This is a genomic window from Microbispora hainanensis (genome assembly GCF_006874475.1).
GTDB classification, from domain to species: Bacteria; Actinomycetota; Actinomycetes; order Streptosporangiales; family Streptosporangiaceae; genus Microbispora; species Microbispora hainanensis.
Map to the genome: position 1 here is coordinate 110,465 of NZ_VIRM01000016.1, position 15,530 is coordinate 125,994.

At 72.5% G+C, this 15,530-nt stretch carries 16 protein-coding genes; 4 read left to right on the forward strand and 12 right to left on the reverse strand.

The features are described 5' to 3' along the window. Positions 1–17: 17 nt before the first annotated feature. The 8 genes from FLX08_RS15640 to FLX08_RS15675 form a co-directional block, all read right to left on the reverse strand. Positions 18–2,105, reverse strand: coding sequence for a multicopper oxidase family protein (locus FLX08_RS15640; protein ID WP_142619566.1), 2,088 nt, complete (start codon positions 2,103–2,105; stop codon positions 18–20). Beyond that, a complete protein-coding gene (locus tag FLX08_RS15645; RefSeq protein ID WP_208761481.1) occupies positions 2,102–2,557 on the reverse strand; it encodes a DUF6220 domain-containing protein in 456 nt (151 codons plus the stop codon). The genes FLX08_RS15640 and FLX08_RS15645 overlap by 4 nt, the downstream gene beginning before the upstream one ends. 250 nt (positions 2,558–2,807) lie before the next feature. Beyond that, a complete protein-coding gene (locus FLX08_RS15650; protein ID WP_142619567.1) occupies positions 2,808–3,272 on the reverse strand; it encodes a hypothetical protein in 465 nt (154 codons plus the stop codon). 133 nt (positions 3,273–3,405) lie between these two features. Continuing rightward, positions 3,406–4,467: a glycosyltransferase family 9 protein gene (locus tag FLX08_RS15655; protein ID WP_142619568.1), complete on the reverse strand. Its 1,062-nt coding sequence runs from the start codon at positions 4,465–4,467 to the stop codon at positions 3,406–3,408. After that, complete coding sequence (locus tag FLX08_RS15660; RefSeq protein WP_142619569.1) at positions 4,455–5,288, reverse strand: glycosyltransferase; 834 nt, start codon at positions 5,286–5,288, stop codon at positions 4,455–4,457. The genes FLX08_RS15655 and FLX08_RS15660 overlap by 13 nt, the downstream gene beginning before the upstream one ends. A gap of 274 nt (positions 5,289–5,562) precedes the next feature. After that, positions 5,563–6,726: a cation diffusion facilitator family transporter gene (locus FLX08_RS15665; RefSeq protein WP_142619570.1), complete on the reverse strand. Its 1,164-nt coding sequence runs from the start codon at positions 6,724–6,726 to the stop codon at positions 5,563–5,565. Continuing rightward, positions 6,719–7,126 (reverse strand): ArsR/SmtB family transcription factor, encoded by a 408-nt coding sequence (locus tag FLX08_RS15670; RefSeq protein WP_244312672.1) that lies wholly within the window; start codon positions 7,124–7,126, stop codon positions 6,719–6,721. Before FLX08_RS15670 ends, FLX08_RS15665 begins: the two co-directional genes overlap by 8 nt. Before the next feature lie 139 nt (positions 7,127–7,265). Next, positions 7,266–8,291 carry a sensor histidine kinase gene (locus FLX08_RS15675; protein WP_167530430.1) on the reverse strand — a complete coding sequence of 342 codons (1,026 nt, stop codon included), beginning with the start codon at positions 8,289–8,291 and terminating at the stop codon, positions 7,266–7,268. 476 nt (positions 8,292–8,767) lie between these two features. Between FLX08_RS15675 and FLX08_RS43240 the strand changes: the two genes are divergently transcribed. Then, positions 8,768–9,538 carry a lytic polysaccharide monooxygenase gene (locus tag FLX08_RS43240; RefSeq protein ID WP_142619573.1) on the forward strand — a complete coding sequence of 257 codons (771 nt, stop codon included), beginning with the start codon at positions 8,768–8,770 and terminating at the stop codon, positions 9,536–9,538. Between the two features lie 81 nt (positions 9,539–9,619). Here FLX08_RS43240 and FLX08_RS15685 read toward each other — a convergent pair whose 3' ends face one another. Continuing rightward, positions 9,620–10,222 (reverse strand): Ohr family peroxiredoxin, encoded by a 603-nt coding sequence (locus tag FLX08_RS15685; RefSeq protein WP_208761482.1) that lies wholly within the window; start codon positions 10,220–10,222, stop codon positions 9,620–9,622. 186 nt (positions 10,223–10,408) lie between these two features. On the opposite strand from FLX08_RS15685, the gene FLX08_RS15690 reads away from it, so the two are divergent. Further along, entirely contained in the window at positions 10,409–11,362 is a 954-nt protein-coding gene (locus FLX08_RS15690; RefSeq protein WP_142619574.1) for a Gfo/Idh/MocA family protein, read from the forward strand. Positions 11,363–11,423: 61 nt separating this feature from the next. Here the strand turns inward: FLX08_RS15690 and FLX08_RS15695 are convergent, their stop codons facing one another. Then, positions 11,424–12,710, reverse strand: coding sequence for a hypothetical protein (locus FLX08_RS15695; protein ID WP_142619575.1), 1,287 nt, complete (start codon positions 12,708–12,710; stop codon positions 11,424–11,426). A gap of 50 nt (positions 12,711–12,760) precedes the next feature. On the opposite strand from FLX08_RS15695, the gene FLX08_RS15700 reads away from it, so the two are divergent. Beyond that, positions 12,761–13,378, forward strand: coding sequence for an HAD family hydrolase (locus FLX08_RS15700; protein ID WP_208761483.1), 618 nt, complete (start codon positions 12,761–12,763; stop codon positions 13,376–13,378). Between the two features lie 26 nt (positions 13,379–13,404). Here the strand turns inward: FLX08_RS15700 and FLX08_RS15705 are convergent, their stop codons facing one another. Both FLX08_RS15705 and FLX08_RS15710 read right to left on the reverse strand, forming a co-directional pair. After that, entirely contained in the window at positions 13,405–13,806 is a 402-nt protein-coding gene (locus FLX08_RS15705; RefSeq protein WP_142619576.1) for an HAD family hydrolase, read from the reverse strand. A 159-nt stretch (positions 13,807–13,965) separates the two neighbouring features. After that, positions 13,966–14,631: a TetR/AcrR family transcriptional regulator gene (locus FLX08_RS15710; protein WP_142619577.1), complete on the reverse strand. Its 666-nt coding sequence runs from the start codon at positions 14,629–14,631 to the stop codon at positions 13,966–13,968. Positions 14,632–14,706: 75 nt separating this feature from the next. Between FLX08_RS15710 and FLX08_RS15715 the strand changes: the two genes are divergently transcribed. Then, entirely contained in the window at positions 14,707–15,507 is an 801-nt protein-coding gene (locus tag FLX08_RS15715) for a class I SAM-dependent methyltransferase (RefSeq protein ID WP_142619578.1), read from the forward strand. Positions 15,508–15,530: the final 23 nt, after the last annotated feature.

The window sequence follows — 15,530 nt, forward strand, 5'->3', positions numbered from 1 at the left end:
GAAAAAGGGTGATTCGGTCACCCGCCGTGCGCGCCGTGGAAGGGCGAGGTCACCCCCTGGTAGGCCAGGTGCAGCATCATGCCCAGGTCGGCGTGGCTCAGGTTGTGGCAGTGGTTCATCCACAGCCCCGGATTGTCGGCGCGGAAGGCCACCTCCCACACCTCGCCCGGCCGTACGTCGAAGGTGTCGAGCCACAGGGGACTGCCGGTGACGGAGTTGCCGTTCCGCGAGAGCACGAGCACCCGATGGCCGTGGAGATGCCAGGGGTGGGTATCCCGGCCGCGGTTGACCACGGTGAGCCGCACCAGGTCGCCGTCCCTGACCACTTCCGTGGGGATGTTGGGGAAGGCGAGGCCGTTCACCGTGTGCGCATACGCCGGCCGCCCGTTCGTCAGCGCGAGCCCCCGGTCGAGGACCAGCGTGAAGTCCCGGTCGAACCGGCTGCGGGACGTGTACGGCGTGGACGCGGGGGCGCCATATCGGGTCAGGTCGAGCTCCGGCCAGTCCGCCGTCCGACCGTCGGCGGCGGCAACGGCACCGGCGTCCGCCGTCGCGCTCACGCCCTGTGTTGTCGTGGGGCTCGCGCCTTCCGGGACGAGTCGTACGGAGTCGGTGCGGTCGTCGATCTTCAGCACGACGGGGCCCGAGGGCATCGTGAACGCGAGGTCATACCGGCCGCCCGCCGCGAGTCGCAGGCCGGCCTCGCCGAGCGTGCCCGGCCCGTTGAGGTCCGTCCCGTCCACCGCCACCAGCCGGTAGGGCGTGCCCGCCAGCGTGAACCGATGCGGCGTGCTGTCGGTGTTGATCAGGCGCAGCCGTACGGGCGTGCCCGGCGCGGCCTGCTTGGCCAGGGGCTGGTCGCGATCGCCCGTCACCAGCACGCCTCCGAGCGTGTGCACGGGCAGCGTGAGGTCCAGTCCTGTGGGCGCGGCTCCCTTCGGCGCGACGACGAGCGTGCCGTAGAGCCCCATGCGGACGCCGATGTCGGACACCTCATGGGTGTGATACCAGTACGTCCCCACCTGCTCGGCGACGAAGCGGTAGACGAACTCCCCGCCGGGCGGCACGGCGTCCTGGGTCAGGCCGGGCACGCCGTCCTCGCCAGAGGGCACGTCATAGCCGTGCCAGTGCAGCGTCACCCCCGACGTGATGTCCACGTTGCGCAGCCGCACCTCGATGAGGTCGCCCTGCTCGGCGGTGAGCGGCGGCCCCGGAACCTGACCGTTGAAGGTCCACGCCGGCACCTTCCGTCCCGAAGACAGCGTGACGGTCGCCATACGGGCCGTCAGGTCGAAGCGGCGTACGGCGCCGCCCGGTGGAGGCGTGGCCGGGCCGCGCAGGTCGGTCACCGGACGAGGCGGTCCGCCCACGGCGGATCCTGTCGAGGCGGAGTGGTCGTGGGAGGCGGGCTGCACCCCCATGTCGGTGGCACCCATGTCCATGCCGTCCGTGTCCATGCCGTTCATGTCCATGCCGTTCATGTCCACGGCACCCATGGCGGTGGCGCCTTCCGGGGCGGAGCCCTCCGCCGTGGCCGGCGCGGAGGGAAGGAAGACGAGACCGGCGCCGAGCACGGCGGCCACGGCGGTGGCCGCCGTCGCGGACCGCAGCCCCGGGACACGCGCGCTCATCGCTCTCCAGGTCCCCAGGACGGCCCCCGCGACAACGGTCAGGAGGAGGAGAGCGGTGCCCGGATCCGCCGGATATCCGATCAGGAAGGTCTGCACGATCCCGGCCGCCGCGGCGTACCCCGCGCCGAGCAGCGGGACCGCGACCACGGGTGCTCTGACGGCGTCGCGCGAGGCCGCGTCCGCCCGCCGGGCGGCCCGAAGCAGGCGCGGCCCGGCGAGCGCGGCGGCCACGACGCTCGCCGCGACGAGAAGCGGCAGGGCGACGGTGATCTTCTCCTGCACGAACCACCAGCCGGCCCCGGCCAGGGCCAGGACGGACCAGACCCGGGCCAGGGACGCGACCAGGGCGACCGCGAACAGGGCCGCGGCCGTCCTCGGACGGCGGGCCGCGGCCGTCGCGCCGGCGCCCACCCACGCCGCCGCGGTCAGCACCGAGACGAGCAGGTCGAGCGCCATGAGCAGGTCGGTCGTCATGACGCGCGAACCGGGCGGCCCTCCGCGGCGGCCTCCGACGAGGCGGGCCCGGCCGACATGAGCTGCCGCGCCTTGCGGAACACCATCCCGCAGACACCGAGGACCGCCATGCCGTTGATGGCGTGCAGGCCGAGGATCGCCAGGGAGACCGGCGTCGTGTTGCCGGTGCTGTCCTCGAACAGGCCGCCCAGCGCGACGATCAGCGACTGCACGATGACGAGGCCGACGGGCAGGACGGTCAGCCCGATCAGGCGTCCCGGCGCCTTGGCGGCCGCCGCGGCGGCGGTGGCCACCAGCGACAGCACCGGGATGACCATCATGCCGTTCATGCTGTGCAGGCTGAACGAGGAGTCGTCCTGCGGCTTGTCGAACGCGCCGACGGCCGCGAGGTACATCTGCAGGACGGCGGCGGCGAGTAGCAGCCCCGCAAATACCGTGTATACCTTTCGCACGCTCTTGCTCCCTTCGGTTGGCGGAATCGCGGGTCACGGAGATCGTGTCCCACGTGGCCGGCGGTGTCGTCCCTCGTCGAGAGACACGTCGGCTACCGCTGGGGGAGTACGGGGACCCGGACGCCGTCCGCCCTCCGGCGGTGTCTCGATCGTGCCGCCGGCGGGGCCCGGCGTCGTCGCACGCCGGGAGGCTCCGGGTGCTACCGCTGTCGCATCAGGGGCGTACACCGCTACGACCGGGGGAGTACGGTCACCGTGGCCAGCCGGCGATGATGGCCGGGGTGATGGCGTCGGTGTAGCAGTTCAGGGTCGTACGGCGCGGCCGGTCGTACACGCAGACCTTGACGTCCACCCGCGTGATCCGGCCGTCCGACGACAGCCGGATCGGCTTCCTGGGGGCGCAGGTCGCCTTCGGCAGGGCCCACCCGGTGCCGCCGCCCGCGTAGTGGAAACGGGCCCGTACGTAGGCGCAGTGGCCGCCGTGGGCGTCGCGGTCGTACAGCGCGCCGGAGACGACGAACGTCTCCGCGGTGAAGCGGGTGAGCCACACATCGGCCTTGGCGTATCCGTGGTGCCCGCTCCGGGACTGCACCGGTCCCCAGTGGATCGGCGGCGCCGCAGGCCGCGCCGAGGCGGCGGCGTGGGCCGAAGCGGCCGGCGGAATTCCGGCGATCACGAATGCCAGCAGGCCGCCGATGGCGAGGTTCTTTCGCATGCCGCCGACCGTAGGCAGGGCGACTTGGAGGGGTCTTGTATCCCGCTGGTCGTCAGGGCGCCCCGCTGGTTGTCGGGGCGTTCCGCCGGTCGTCAGGGCGCCCCGCTGATTGTCGGGGCGTTCCGCTGGTCGGTCAGGGTGTCCGGCTCGGGTCGCGAAGCAGGTCCTCCGCCTGCTCGACCACGTCGTCGATCGGGACGTCGGCCACCCACGACTCGTCGTGCGGGCACCGCTGCGCCCGCGGATCGTGACCGCTGACTCCGCACACCGGGCACCGCACGGTCCAGGAGACCAGCGGCCGGTGGAGAGCCCGGCCGAAGGGCCCGGCGTTGATGAGATTGCCGCACCAGAAGATGCCGACGGTGGGCGTCCCGACCGCCGCGGCGAGGTGGCGGGGGCCGGTGTCGTTGGAGACGACCAGGTCACACCGTTCGTACAGGGCGGCGAGGCCGCCGATGCCGAGCGTGCCGACCGCCGTGACCGCCGGCCGCCGCATCGCCGCCGCGACCTCCTCGACCACATCCCGCTCGCTCTCGACGCCGGTGATCACGACCGGACGGCCGAGCCGGTCGGCCGCCTCCGCGAAGGCGCGGGCCGGCCAGCGCCGCCGGGGGTCGCCCGCCCCCGGATGCAGCGCGACCAGGCCGGGCGGCGGCTCGCCGTACACCCGGGCCAGCTCGGCGCGGTCGGCGCCCGTCACGGCGATGATCGGCTCGTACGCCTCGGCCGTCCCGCCGACCAGTGCGGTCACCTCCAGGTAGCGCAAAGTCTCGTGCTGGTAGTAGACGTACGGCACCCACCGGTCGAGCCGTTCGGCGTCCGGCGTGCAGAGACCGGCCGTGACCCGGGCGCCGATCGCCTTGACGAAGGGGTTGGAGTAGCGCCCGCCGCCGTGGATCTGCACGGCGAGGTCGAACCGGTGCTCGCGCAGCTCCTCGAACACGCTCTCCGGAGCCTGGTGGCCGCCGTTCGGCGTCGACACCCCGGAAATCGGCGGCAGGGCGATGACGTCGTCCACCGGCCCCGGCCTGCCGTCCAGGAACCGGGCGTGCCAGGGGGTGCCGAGGAGGGTCAGCCGGGCGCCCGGATAGGTCCGGCGGAGCGACTCCAGGGCGGGCATCGCGAGCACCAGGTCGCCCAGGGCGTTGGCCCGCAGCACCGCGAGGCGGCGCACGCCCTCGATCAGCGCGCCCATGCCGTCTCGAACACGTAGTCGTAGCACTCGGCGCTGCGGTCGGTGAGCGTCGTGGGCAGCTCCAGGTGGTAGGCGCGGCTCGGCAGCAGGCCCGCGCCGCCGTGCCTCTCCATGACCCGCAGCTGCGCCGCGACGTCCTCACCCGCGTGCCGGGGCGGCACCGACCGCCAGAAGTCGAAGCCGCCGCACTCCAGCAGCCGTTCCCGGTCGTACAGCACGCAGCCGCCGATCCAGGCCACCTTGTACGCCCGCCACTCCCGGGGACCCGGCGAGCCGAGGTGCTCGCGGGCGAGATGCAGCGGGTTGGCGGCGTTGTGCAGGGTGTGGCGCCGCCAGGCCGGCGACTCCCGGCGCACCCGTTCGGGCCGCACGCCGTCCGTCCACTCCTCGTACGGCGCGAGCTCGTCGGGGCGCACGTCGTCTCGATAGGACAGGCCGTGCAGGGCGTAGCCGACGAAGCCGCAGCGCAGCTCGCTCATCGCGGACAGCAGGACCTCGATCGCCTCCGGCTCCAGCCAGACGTCGTCGTCGATATAGAGCGCCAGCCGCCGTCCGGCCCGGCCGAGCAGGAACGCGCGCTGCTCGGCCATGCCCCGCGGGGGCAGGTGACGGTGGACGGCAGTGGGCCTGCCGAGGTGGTCGAGGATCCGCAGCTGCGCCGCCACCAGCGGGTCACCGGCGATCGGCTCGTGCGACTGGTCCGAGACCACGACGTGGAAGCCTGGCACGGTCTGCGCCGCGAGGCCCGCCAACGTGACGGCCAGCGCGCCCGGGCGGTCCTTGGTGGGCACGAGAACATCCAGGTCGGACGGGGCCAACATGCGCGCCTGATACCCGTGAGGTCGTACGGCAAACGGAGCCGACGGACGACCCCCGGCACGCCCGGCCGCGGCGGATCGTCTCGCGGCTCCGTGAGGCCACACGGCAGGCGGAGCCTCAGCCGCGCACGCCCGCCGTGTCCCTCTCCTCAGCCCGCGCATCTGTGGCCGTGCCCGGCCGAAGCAGGATCAGCGTGAGCACGCATCCCACTGCGGACAGGAGCATGGAGCCCCGAACCGATGCGCCGCGCGGTGTTGACGATCCCGGCGGCGGGGGTCAGGAGAGGCGTCTGGCGCTGGGAAATCTGATGTAGCGGCGGGCGGCACAGCCCTGCGAGGGGCGGTCGTCCCCGGCCGCCGTCTGCCCGTTGACGTGCGCGGGGCCGTGCGCGTCCGCGCAGTGGGGCTCGGCGGCCCCGGCCGCCGTCTCGCCGATCGCGAGAAGCTCGGGCGGGGCGTGGTCGACCTGCAGCGTGGTGTGGGCGATGCCGTACTCGTCGTGGACCATCCGCTGCGCGGCCTGCCGTACGGCGTGGCAGTCGGCGCCCGGGGCGACCAGGATGTGCGCCGACATGGCGGGGTAGCCGCTGGTGACCTCCCAGATGTGCAGGTCGTGCACCTCCACCACGTGTTCCAGGGCGGCCGCCTTGCGGCCGATCTCCGCGGGGTTCATCCCGGCGGGGGCGGCCTCCATGAAGACCCGGCCGGACTCGCGCACCAGGTCCCACCCGGCCTTCAGCATCAGCGCGGCCACGACGAGCGCGGCCAGGGCGTCGGCCCGCCCCCAGCCGGTCAGCCAGATCACCGCGCCGGCGACGGTGGTGGCGATGAAGGCGAACAGGTCGTTGAGGATGTGCTGGAAGGCGCCCTCGACGTTCAGGCTGCTGCGGTTGGCCCTGCTCAGCAGCCAGGTCGCGGCCAGGTTCACCGCGATTCCGGCGATTCCGGTGACGACGACATAGGCGCCGTGGACCTCGGGCGGCTCGATCAGCCTGCGTACGGCCTCGTATACGAAGTAGACGCTGAGCAGCAGCAGCGTGATGCCGTTGATCTGGGCGCTGATGATCTCGGCGCGTTTCAGGCCGTAGGTGAAGCCGCCCTGCGGCGGGCGGGCGGCGATCCGCATCGCGATGATCGCGAAGGCGATCGCGATGGCGTCGGTGAGCATGTGCCCCGCGTCGGACACCAGGGCGAGGGAATGCGCGATGACGCCGATGACGACCTCGACCGCCATGAAGCCGAGGATGAGCGCCAGCGCGCCGGTCAGCAGGCGCCGGTCGGCCTCGGCGCTGACCGCGTGTCCGTGCCCGTGCCCGTGTCCGCGCCCATGCGCATGTCCGCGGCCGGGCGCATGCTCGCGACCGCGACCGTGCGCGTGGTCATGGTCGCGGTCGTCACCCGTCCTGGTGAGGTGCCCGTGCTCCCTGCCGGCTTCACCCATCGTCCTGGTCCTTCTCCTCATGTCCGATGTGAGTGATCGCCAGGTCGAACAGCAGTCGCACGTGCGAGTCCGCGAGGCGGTAGTAGGCCATCCTTCCCGCGCGCCGCACCTTCACCACGTTGTGGACGCGGAGCAGGCGCAGGGCGTGCGACGCTGCCGACATGCTGTGGCCGGTCGCCGCGGCGAGATCGCACACGCACATCTCGCCACCCTCGAGCAGCGCCGCGATCAGCCGCAGCCGCCCGGGATCGGCGAGGAGGCCGAAGACCTGTGCCAGGTCCTCCACCGTCCCCTGGGACGGCACGGTCCTCCTGACCGTCTCCACCCGGTGGGCGTCCACCACCGGCAGCGCGCAGGAGTCGGCCGTCGCGAGATCCACAACATTTGAACGATCGTTCACGTGTTTGAGTGTAGGTCGCGGACCTGTCATGTCAACGCGTTCCCGGTCGTTCTTCGCCGGAACCCGCCACAGAGCCTCGCAGCTCTACGGTTCAGGGGCTCTACGGTTCAGGGGTTCAGGGGTTCAGGGGCTCAGGGGCTCACTGCGCGAGCGGCAGCCGCAGCACGAAGCGCGCCCCCTCGGCGCTGTCTTCGATGGTCAGCCGGCCGCCGTGGTTCTGGGCGACCTGCCGGGCGATGGCCAGCCCGAGCCCGGCTCCTCCCGCGTCCCTGCTGCGGGCCGAGTCGAGCCGCGTGAACCGCTGAAAGACCTTCTCCCGCTGCTCGCGGGGGATTCCGGGGCCGTCGTCGGTCACTTCGAGCACGGCCGTTCCGCCCGGTGATCCGCCCGGTGATCCGCCCGATGATCCGCCCGATGATCCGTCCGGTGACCCGCCGGGTTCGCGCGGTTCTCGTGGTTCGCGCCGCACGGTGACCGTGACCGTGCTGGCGGCGTGCCGCTGCGCGTTGCGGATGAGGTTGCTGATGAGGCTGCCGAGCGAGTGGGGGTCTCCCAGCACGACGACGTCCGGGCCGAGCAGGGGGACCATCCGCTTGGTGATCGGCAGCATCTGCAGCTCGCCTTCGGCCAGCTTGCCGAGATCCACCCGCTGCCGCCGGATGGGCAACGCGTCGCTCTCCAGCTGCGAGAGCGCCAGCAGGTCGGTCGCGATCCGCTGCAGCCGGTCGAGGCTCGGCAGCAGCGCCCTGGCCAGGGTGACCACATCGGTCTCCTGCGGCGCCTGGAGCGCGTCCTCGATCTGCGTGCGCATGGCGGTCATCGGCGTGCGCAGCTCATGGGAGGCGTCGGAGCTGAAACGGCGCTGCCGTTCCAGCGCCTCCTCCAGCTGCCCGAGCGTACGGTTCACACCGGGGGCAAGGCCGTCGACCTCGCCGGGCGGCGGGGCCGGCCGCTGCGAGCCGGCCGCCTCCATCTCCCCGCCCTCCTCTGGCTCGCCCTCCTTCGGCTCGGCCTCCTTCGGCTCGGCCGGGGGCGCCGACGGCGACAGGACCATTCGGCGGGTCAGACGGAAACCGAGATACGCGACCGCCGCGGCCAGCAGAAGCACCCCGCAGATCAGCACCAGGAGCACCACCGGGTGCCCGAACGCCGGGAGCGCCGGCACGAGTTGGAGCGCACACAGCGTTCGACACAGCGTCTGACGTGGTGGCGGACACGGTGCCCGACACGCTGCCCGACGACACGGTGGCCGACACGGTGCCCGACGACCCAGTGCCCGGAGCTCGTGCGGGGCCTGGAGCTCGTGCGGGTGCGACTGCGGGTGCGGGGCCGGGCCGGCGGCGGGTGGGTGATCCGCGAACAGCCGGATGCACGTCGCCGCCAGGCACGGCAGCACGGCGGCGACACCGTGGGCCGGTGCCGGCCGGGCCGTGATCGACGAACGTCGCGGCATGGCGCACATCCCCCTGACCTCAGTGCACCACGAGGGGAGTGCGGAAAGCCGCTCGGGGGCCCCGCCAAGCTGCCGCGCCATGCTGGGCCGATCGGCCTGCGGTTCCTGACTGTCGCTGTCATTGGGCCTTCACTGTTAGGAAACTTTCTTTTATATTTACGCCACCCCCCCAGCAGTGAGGAGCACACATGCGAAGGACGCTGACCTTCCTCGCAACGGCGACGATCGGCATCGGCGCCACGGTGTTCATCGCCTCACCGGCCCAGGCGCACGGATACATCTCGTCGCCCGCGAGCCGCCAGGCGATGTGCGCCCAGGGCCGTGTGCCCAATTGCGGCGACATCGTCTACGAGCCCCAGAGCGTGGAAGGACCGAAGGGGCTGCGCAGCTGCAGTGGCGGCAACGCACGCTTCGCCCAGCTCGACGACGAGAGCAAGCCCTGGCCGGCCACCAGCGTCGGCAACACCGTCACCTTCACGTGGTCGCTGACCGCCCGCCACTCGACCAGCACGTGGGAGTACTACATCGGAGGCACCCGGATCGCCGTCTTCGACGATCACGGGGCGCAGCCCCCGGCCACCGTCAGCCACACCGTGAACCTGGGCGGACGGACGGGCCGGCAGAAGGTGCTGGCGATCTGGAACGTCGCCGACACCGCCAACGCGTTCTACGCCTGCGTCGACCTCCAGGTCGGCGGGGGCGGGACGCCCAGCCCCACGCCCACTCCGACGCCCACTCGGACGCGCACTCCGACCCCGTCTCCCACGCCGACGCGCACCCCGACGCCCACGCCGACGCCCACGCCGACCGTTCCCAAGGGCACCTGGGCCGCCGGTACGGCGTACAAGGTGGGTGACCAGGTCACCTACGGCGGTGCGACGTACCGGTGCATCCAGGCTCACACGGCGCTCGTGGGCTGGGAGCCGCCGAACGTCCCCGCGCTGTGGCAGAGGGTCTGAGACAGCGGAACCGGCCGGGCGGGCCCGCGACGTACGTGACGCGGACCCGTCCCGGCCGGGTCCGGGACGGGTGGCGGGCGCTCAGGCGAGGTGGACGTGCACCTCGGCGCCCTGCATGAAGGCCCGCGAATAGGGGCACTCTCCGTGGGCCTGTTCCACCAGCCTGCGGGCCGTCTCGGGCTCGACCCCCGGCAGGCGTACGGTCAGGTCGGTGGCGATCGTGTAGTCGTCGGTGGTGCCGCGCTTGCGCAGCGTGACGGCCGTGTCCACCGTGGCGCCCGAGGTGTGGACGCCCTGCCGTCCGGCGACGAGCGCGAGCGAGTTGTGGAAACAGGAGGCGTACGCCGCCGCGAGCAGTTGCTCGGGATTGGTCGCCCCGCCGGGGCCGCCGAGCTCGCCCGGCGCCTTGACGCGGACGTCGAGCGTGCCGTCGTCCGACGCCACCGTGCCGTGGGCCGACGAGGCCCGGGCCGTGTAGAGGTCGTCATATCTGCCGCGATCGAAGTGCTCGGGCCGTTCTGACCGTTCTGACCGTTCCGACCGCTCGGGCCGCTGGGGTCGCTCGGCGGGGCGGCCCTCCGGCATCCGGCCGGTGAGCTCCGCCTCGACTCCGGGCCCCGAATAGTCGGGTCCGGGCGCCCGGTCACTCGGCAGATGGGTGAATCGCCATATTTCCTCGCTCATTTCCTGCATTCCTCGTCCGCTCGCCTGGCGTCCCGGTCGGGATCGGCGGGTCACGTACCCGGCGGGCTCCCCGATATCGGACTTTAGAGGCAAAAGTTCCCATCAGCACCGCTGTGCTACGGTCCCGGCAGGTATTCCGCGGTGAATGGCTAAACGTCGGTAACGGCGGCGAGGAGTGGGTGCGGTATGAGTGGGGCTGTCCGGTGGGGCGTCCTCGGGACGGCGGGCATCGCCGCGCGGGCGTTCCTGCCCGCGTTGCGCGAGGCCGGCGGAGGTACGGCGGCCGTGGTGGCGGGCCGTGATCTGTCCCGGGCCGAGGAGTTCGCCGCGCGGAACGGCGTGACCCGGGCCGTACGCGGCTATGAGGCCGTCATCGAGGACCCGTCGATCGACGCGGTGTACATCCCGCTGCCGAACGCCCTGCACGCGCAGTGGACCATCGCCGCCCTGGAAGCGGGCAAGGCGGTCCTGTGCGAGAAGCCGCTGTGCCTCACGGCCGAGGAGGCCGGGAACGTCATCGAGGTGGCGCGCCGTTCGGCCCGGCCGCTCTGGGAGGCGTTCGTCTTCCCGTTCCACCCGCAGACGGCCCGGCTGCGCGGCCTGCTCGCCGACGGCGCGATCGGCGAGCTGCGGGAGATCTGGTCGTCGTTCACCTTCACGATGGAGGGCACCGAGGACATTCGGCTCGACCCGGCCCTCGGTGGCGGCGCGCTCTACGACGTGGGCTGCTATCCCGTACGGCTCGCGCACGTGCTGTTCGGCGGCGACGCCGTCGCCGGGCACGCCGTCGCGGTCAAGGGCGAGGCGGGGGTGGACATCGAGACCGCCGGGGTCCTGGAGTTCGACTCCGGCCGGCTGATGATGAGCTGCAGCTTCGCCCTGCCGTTCACGACGTACACCCGGCTGGTCGGCACGGGCGGGGAGATCCGGCTGACCAACCCGTTCCACCCCGGGCCGCACGACGGGCTCGAAGTGTGGCGTGATGGACGTCTTGTCGCCCGGCACGAGCCGGGCGAGGGCACCGCGTTCTCCTGGGGCATCCGCCACATCCACGAGGTGCTGCGCGGAGAGGCCGAGCCCCGGCACACGGCGGCCGACGACTCCCTCGGCACCGCCCGGTCCCTCGACATGCTGCGCTGACGTAGGCCGTCCCCGGGCCGCCTCCGGGCCGTCCCCGGGCCGCCTCCGGGTGCCCAGGCTGTCAGGGTGCGGTGAGCGTCGCGCAGAGCTCGCGCGGGAAGCGCGGCTCCGCGGCGAGCACGTCGTCGCATCCGGGCTTGGTCGTGCCCGCGATCACCCGCCACCCCGTGGGCGTCGCACGGTAGAAGTACCGGGTCGTCCGGGACGCGCCCGCGCAGTCGCCCGGCCTCTCGCACACCGGCCCGCCGTTGATCGAGATGTCCATGACGAGCCACTTCCCGTCGCATGCCCGCTCATGGTGATAGCTGTGCTCCGGCGCGTCCGCGTCCCTGGCGGCCTGGAAGTAGGAGTCGGAGGTGCAGCCCGTCGGCGCCGGGTGACAGCCGAGCTCGCCGCAGCGGCGCAGCAGGCCCGGCCGGTCGAGGGTGTAGCGCTGGTCGAGGTTGACGACCACGTCGCGCTCGCCGAGCGGCTTGGGCAGCCGCACCTCCACCGGCACCGTACGCTCGCCGGGGCAGCCGTTCCCCGCCATCAGAAGCCGGGACTCGAAGCGGATGTCGACGCGGACCAGCTTCGGCTCGAAGCCGTCCAGCCTGCCGGTCGGCCCGCGCAGGCAGCCGTCGGGGCCGTCGGGCACCCGGGCGTCGAGCGTCAGGACCCTGCCGTCGTGGGAGACGCGGACCTCGGTGACCGTGGACACGGCGTAGGTGACCCAGCGGGTGGTGTCCTCGTGCGTGACGATCGAGGGGGTGGCCTCGCCGGTCGCGCCCGCGCGGCGCAGCGCGCGTACGCCGATCTCGTTCACCAGCGTGGCGTCCCCGGCCGTGCTCTCCAGGACGGAGACGATGTGGTCGCCGGCCCGGCCGACCAGGTAGACGCCCGTCGTCTCCGTGCCGTCCTCCTGGTGGTCGTGCTGCACCAGCATCGTGCCGGGCACGCCGATGTCCCTGGCGACGAGGGAGTAGTGATCCTCCTCGTCCTGGCAGCGTCCGAGCCGCTCGCCCAGTTCGTCGAGGTACGCCTGCGCGCCGCCGGGGCGGTAGCCGGCCACGTACTCGTAGACCTGGAAGCGGCGGTCGCCGCTCCCGGGAGCCACGCTCGCCGTGATCGCCCGCGTGTCCAGACGGTCGTCGTCGCTGCCGAACGGTTCGTCCGGACAGGGTGCGGGCACGAGCGGCGGATGCGCGCCGGACACCTCGGTGGGCCACGCGCCGTACAGGTCCGCCGCGCCCAGCATGCCCTCGCCCCCCGCGCCCGCGTGGACGAGGCCGCAGGCCGACAGCGCCGTGCACAGGACCCCGCACAGCGCCGCGCACAGGACGAGGAGGGGCAGCCGTCTGACCGTCACCCATCGATCATGTCATTCGGGGTCCGGCCCACGCGTGGTATGCATGGGCGGTGACGAACCCCCGGCCGTACGACGCGGTGCTGTGCGACTTCGACGGTGTCATCCGCTTCCACGACCAGTCGGAGCTGACCGCGCTGGAACGGGCCATGGGCCTGGCCGAGGGCACCACGGCGAAGGTCGTCTTCGCGCCCGAGGTGGACCGGCCGGCGCTGCTGGGGCAGATCACCGTCGAGCAGTGGACGGAGGCGGCCGAGGCCGCCCTGGCCCTCCAGGTGCCGCTGGAGCAGGCCCGCGCGCTGGTCACGGCGTTCGTCAAGGCGCCCGCCCGGGCGGACGAGGACGTGCTCGGCCTGCTGCGCCGCGCCCAGGCGCACGTGCCCGTCGTGCTGGTCACCAACGCGACGCTGGATCTGGAGGACGACCTGGCCTGGCTGGGCCTGAGCCACTTCGCCGACGAAGTGGTCAGCAGCGCCCGGGTCGGCGTGGCCAAGCCCGACCCCCGCATCTACGAGATCGCCGCCGAGCGCGCGGGTGTGCCACTCGGGCGGTGCCTGTTCGTGGACGACCGGGCGGAGAACGTCGAGGCGGCCAGGGCGCTCGGCATGACGGCCGTCCTGTTCACCGGCCTGCCCGACCTGGAGACGGCCCTCGCGCCGCTGCTCGGCTGACCCCCCAGCCGGGCGAGGCCATCCCGTCACAGAGGGCGGCGCGCGCGGTCGCCGTCGAGGCCGGTGCTCCGGATCTTGCCGAGCTGATTGTCCGCGTGCCCGTTGGTGACGATCGCCACCCGCCAGCCCGCCGTACGCAGACGGGTGAGGCCGTCGCGCACCTCCTGCGGGCAACGGGCGAGGTGCGGCATCCGGCGCCGGTATGCGCCCCACAGGTCCTCGGCCGGGCCGTCGATACCGAAATCCTCCCGGATATGGGCGAAGAGCGTCTCGCGCGGCAGGTAACCATGCTCGTCGAGGGCGACCAGCCGCTTGACCGCCTCGGCGTCCAGGCCGTGGTCGTTCGCGAACTCCTCGGCCCACCGGCGGAATGCCTCGTCGCGGTCGACCAGTGTGTTGTCCAGATCGAAGAGCGCCAGCCTCGTCATGTCTGATCACGGTACCCGCCCGAGGTGGCGCACCTGGAGACGGCCGTACGCGGCCTGACCACGAGCAATCGGGAGGATGTTGCCGCCGCCGCGGAAGTGTTCGACGCTATCCGTCGCTTTTCTTCACTCCCGCCGGATGGGCCGCGTTCCTCGACGGCGTCAGGGCCGGGGAGTTCGAGCCCGGTTCGCGGTGACCTTGTCGTAGAAGGGGGCGGCTTCCTGCGCCCGAGACTCGCCCCGTACGACGCCGGCGACGACCGTGGTCACCATCTTCTGGACGGCGTCGGCCTGCGGCGGGCCGCCGTCCCGGTCGGCGAACAGCAGGTGTGAGGCGCCGAGCAGCGTGGGGGCGAGCGTGTCGACGTCGGCGTCCGCCGCGATGCGGCCGAGGTCGCGCTCGGCGGCGAGGTAGGACGCGAGCATGGCCGCGGCCTCCGTCAGGAGCGGGAGGCCGGGGCCCGGCCTGGCCTCCCGCAGCTGGGCGCGCAGGGCGTCGCGGGAGATGATCAGGCCGACGACCGCCACGGCGACCGACCCGAACAGGTCGGTCAGCACGACGGTGAGGTTGCCGATCACGGTGCCTGTCCCGGCGGCGCGGCGAAGGGCGGCGGCCTCGGCGTCGAGCCTGGCGATGCGGTCGAGGACGAGCTCGGCGAGGAAGGCGTCGAAGTCGGCGAAGTGCCGGTGCAGGACGCCCTTGGCGCAGCCCGCCTCGGTGGTGACCGCCCGGCTGGTCAGCGCGCTCACCCCGTCGCGGAGCAGGACGCGCTCCGCGGCCTCGAACAACTGCTCCCGCGCGTCGCGGAGGGCAACCCCTGTCGGCACCGTTCCATCCCTCCTGTCCGTGCGTCGAGATTATCCGAATTGACGAGTGGGCACTTGCCCACTCATAGTGGGCGCATGCCCACTTCAGCTTCCGAGAACGAATCACACAAGGCCAGGGAGATGGCGGAGTCGTTCGGCGTGGACGCCGAGCGGTACGACCGGACCCGGCCGCCCTACCCCGACGCGATGATCGACCGGATCGTCGCCGAGAGCCCCGGGCCCGACGTCCTCGACGTCGGCTGCGGCACCGGCATCGCGGCCCGGCAGTTCCAGGCGGCGGGCTGCACGGTGCTCGGCGTCGAACCCGACGCCCGGATGGCCGGCTTCGCCCGCCGCAGAGGACTCGATGTCGAGGTGGCGACCTTCGAAGCCTGGGACCCCGCCGGCCGTACGTTCGACGCGGTCGTCGCCGCGACGGCCTGGCACTGGATCGATCCGGTCGCCGGTGCGGCCAGGGCGGCCGAGGTGCTGCGTCCCGGTGGCCGGCTGGCGCTGTTCTGGCACGTGTTCGAACCCCCGACCGTCGTGGCGGAGGCCCATGCCGCCGTCTATCGGCGGGTAATGTCCGGCTTCCCGTCGCAGGACCGGCCTGTGAAGTCGGCCCTCGACGGCTATCGGCCGCTGTTCGCCAAGGCCGCCGACGGAATCAGGGACGCGGGCGCGTTCGGCGACGTCGAGGAGTGGCACTACGACTGGCAGCGGTACTACACCCGTGACGAGTGGCTGGACCAGATGCCGACCTCCGGCGCCCTCACGCGGCTCCCGCCGCATGCGCTCCCCGAGGTGCTCACCGGTGTCGGGGCCGCGATCGACGCGATGGGAGGCGGCTTCACCATGTCCTACGTCACCGTGGCGCTGACCGCGACGCGTCTGTGACCCCTCCCGCGATGAGGGCCGCC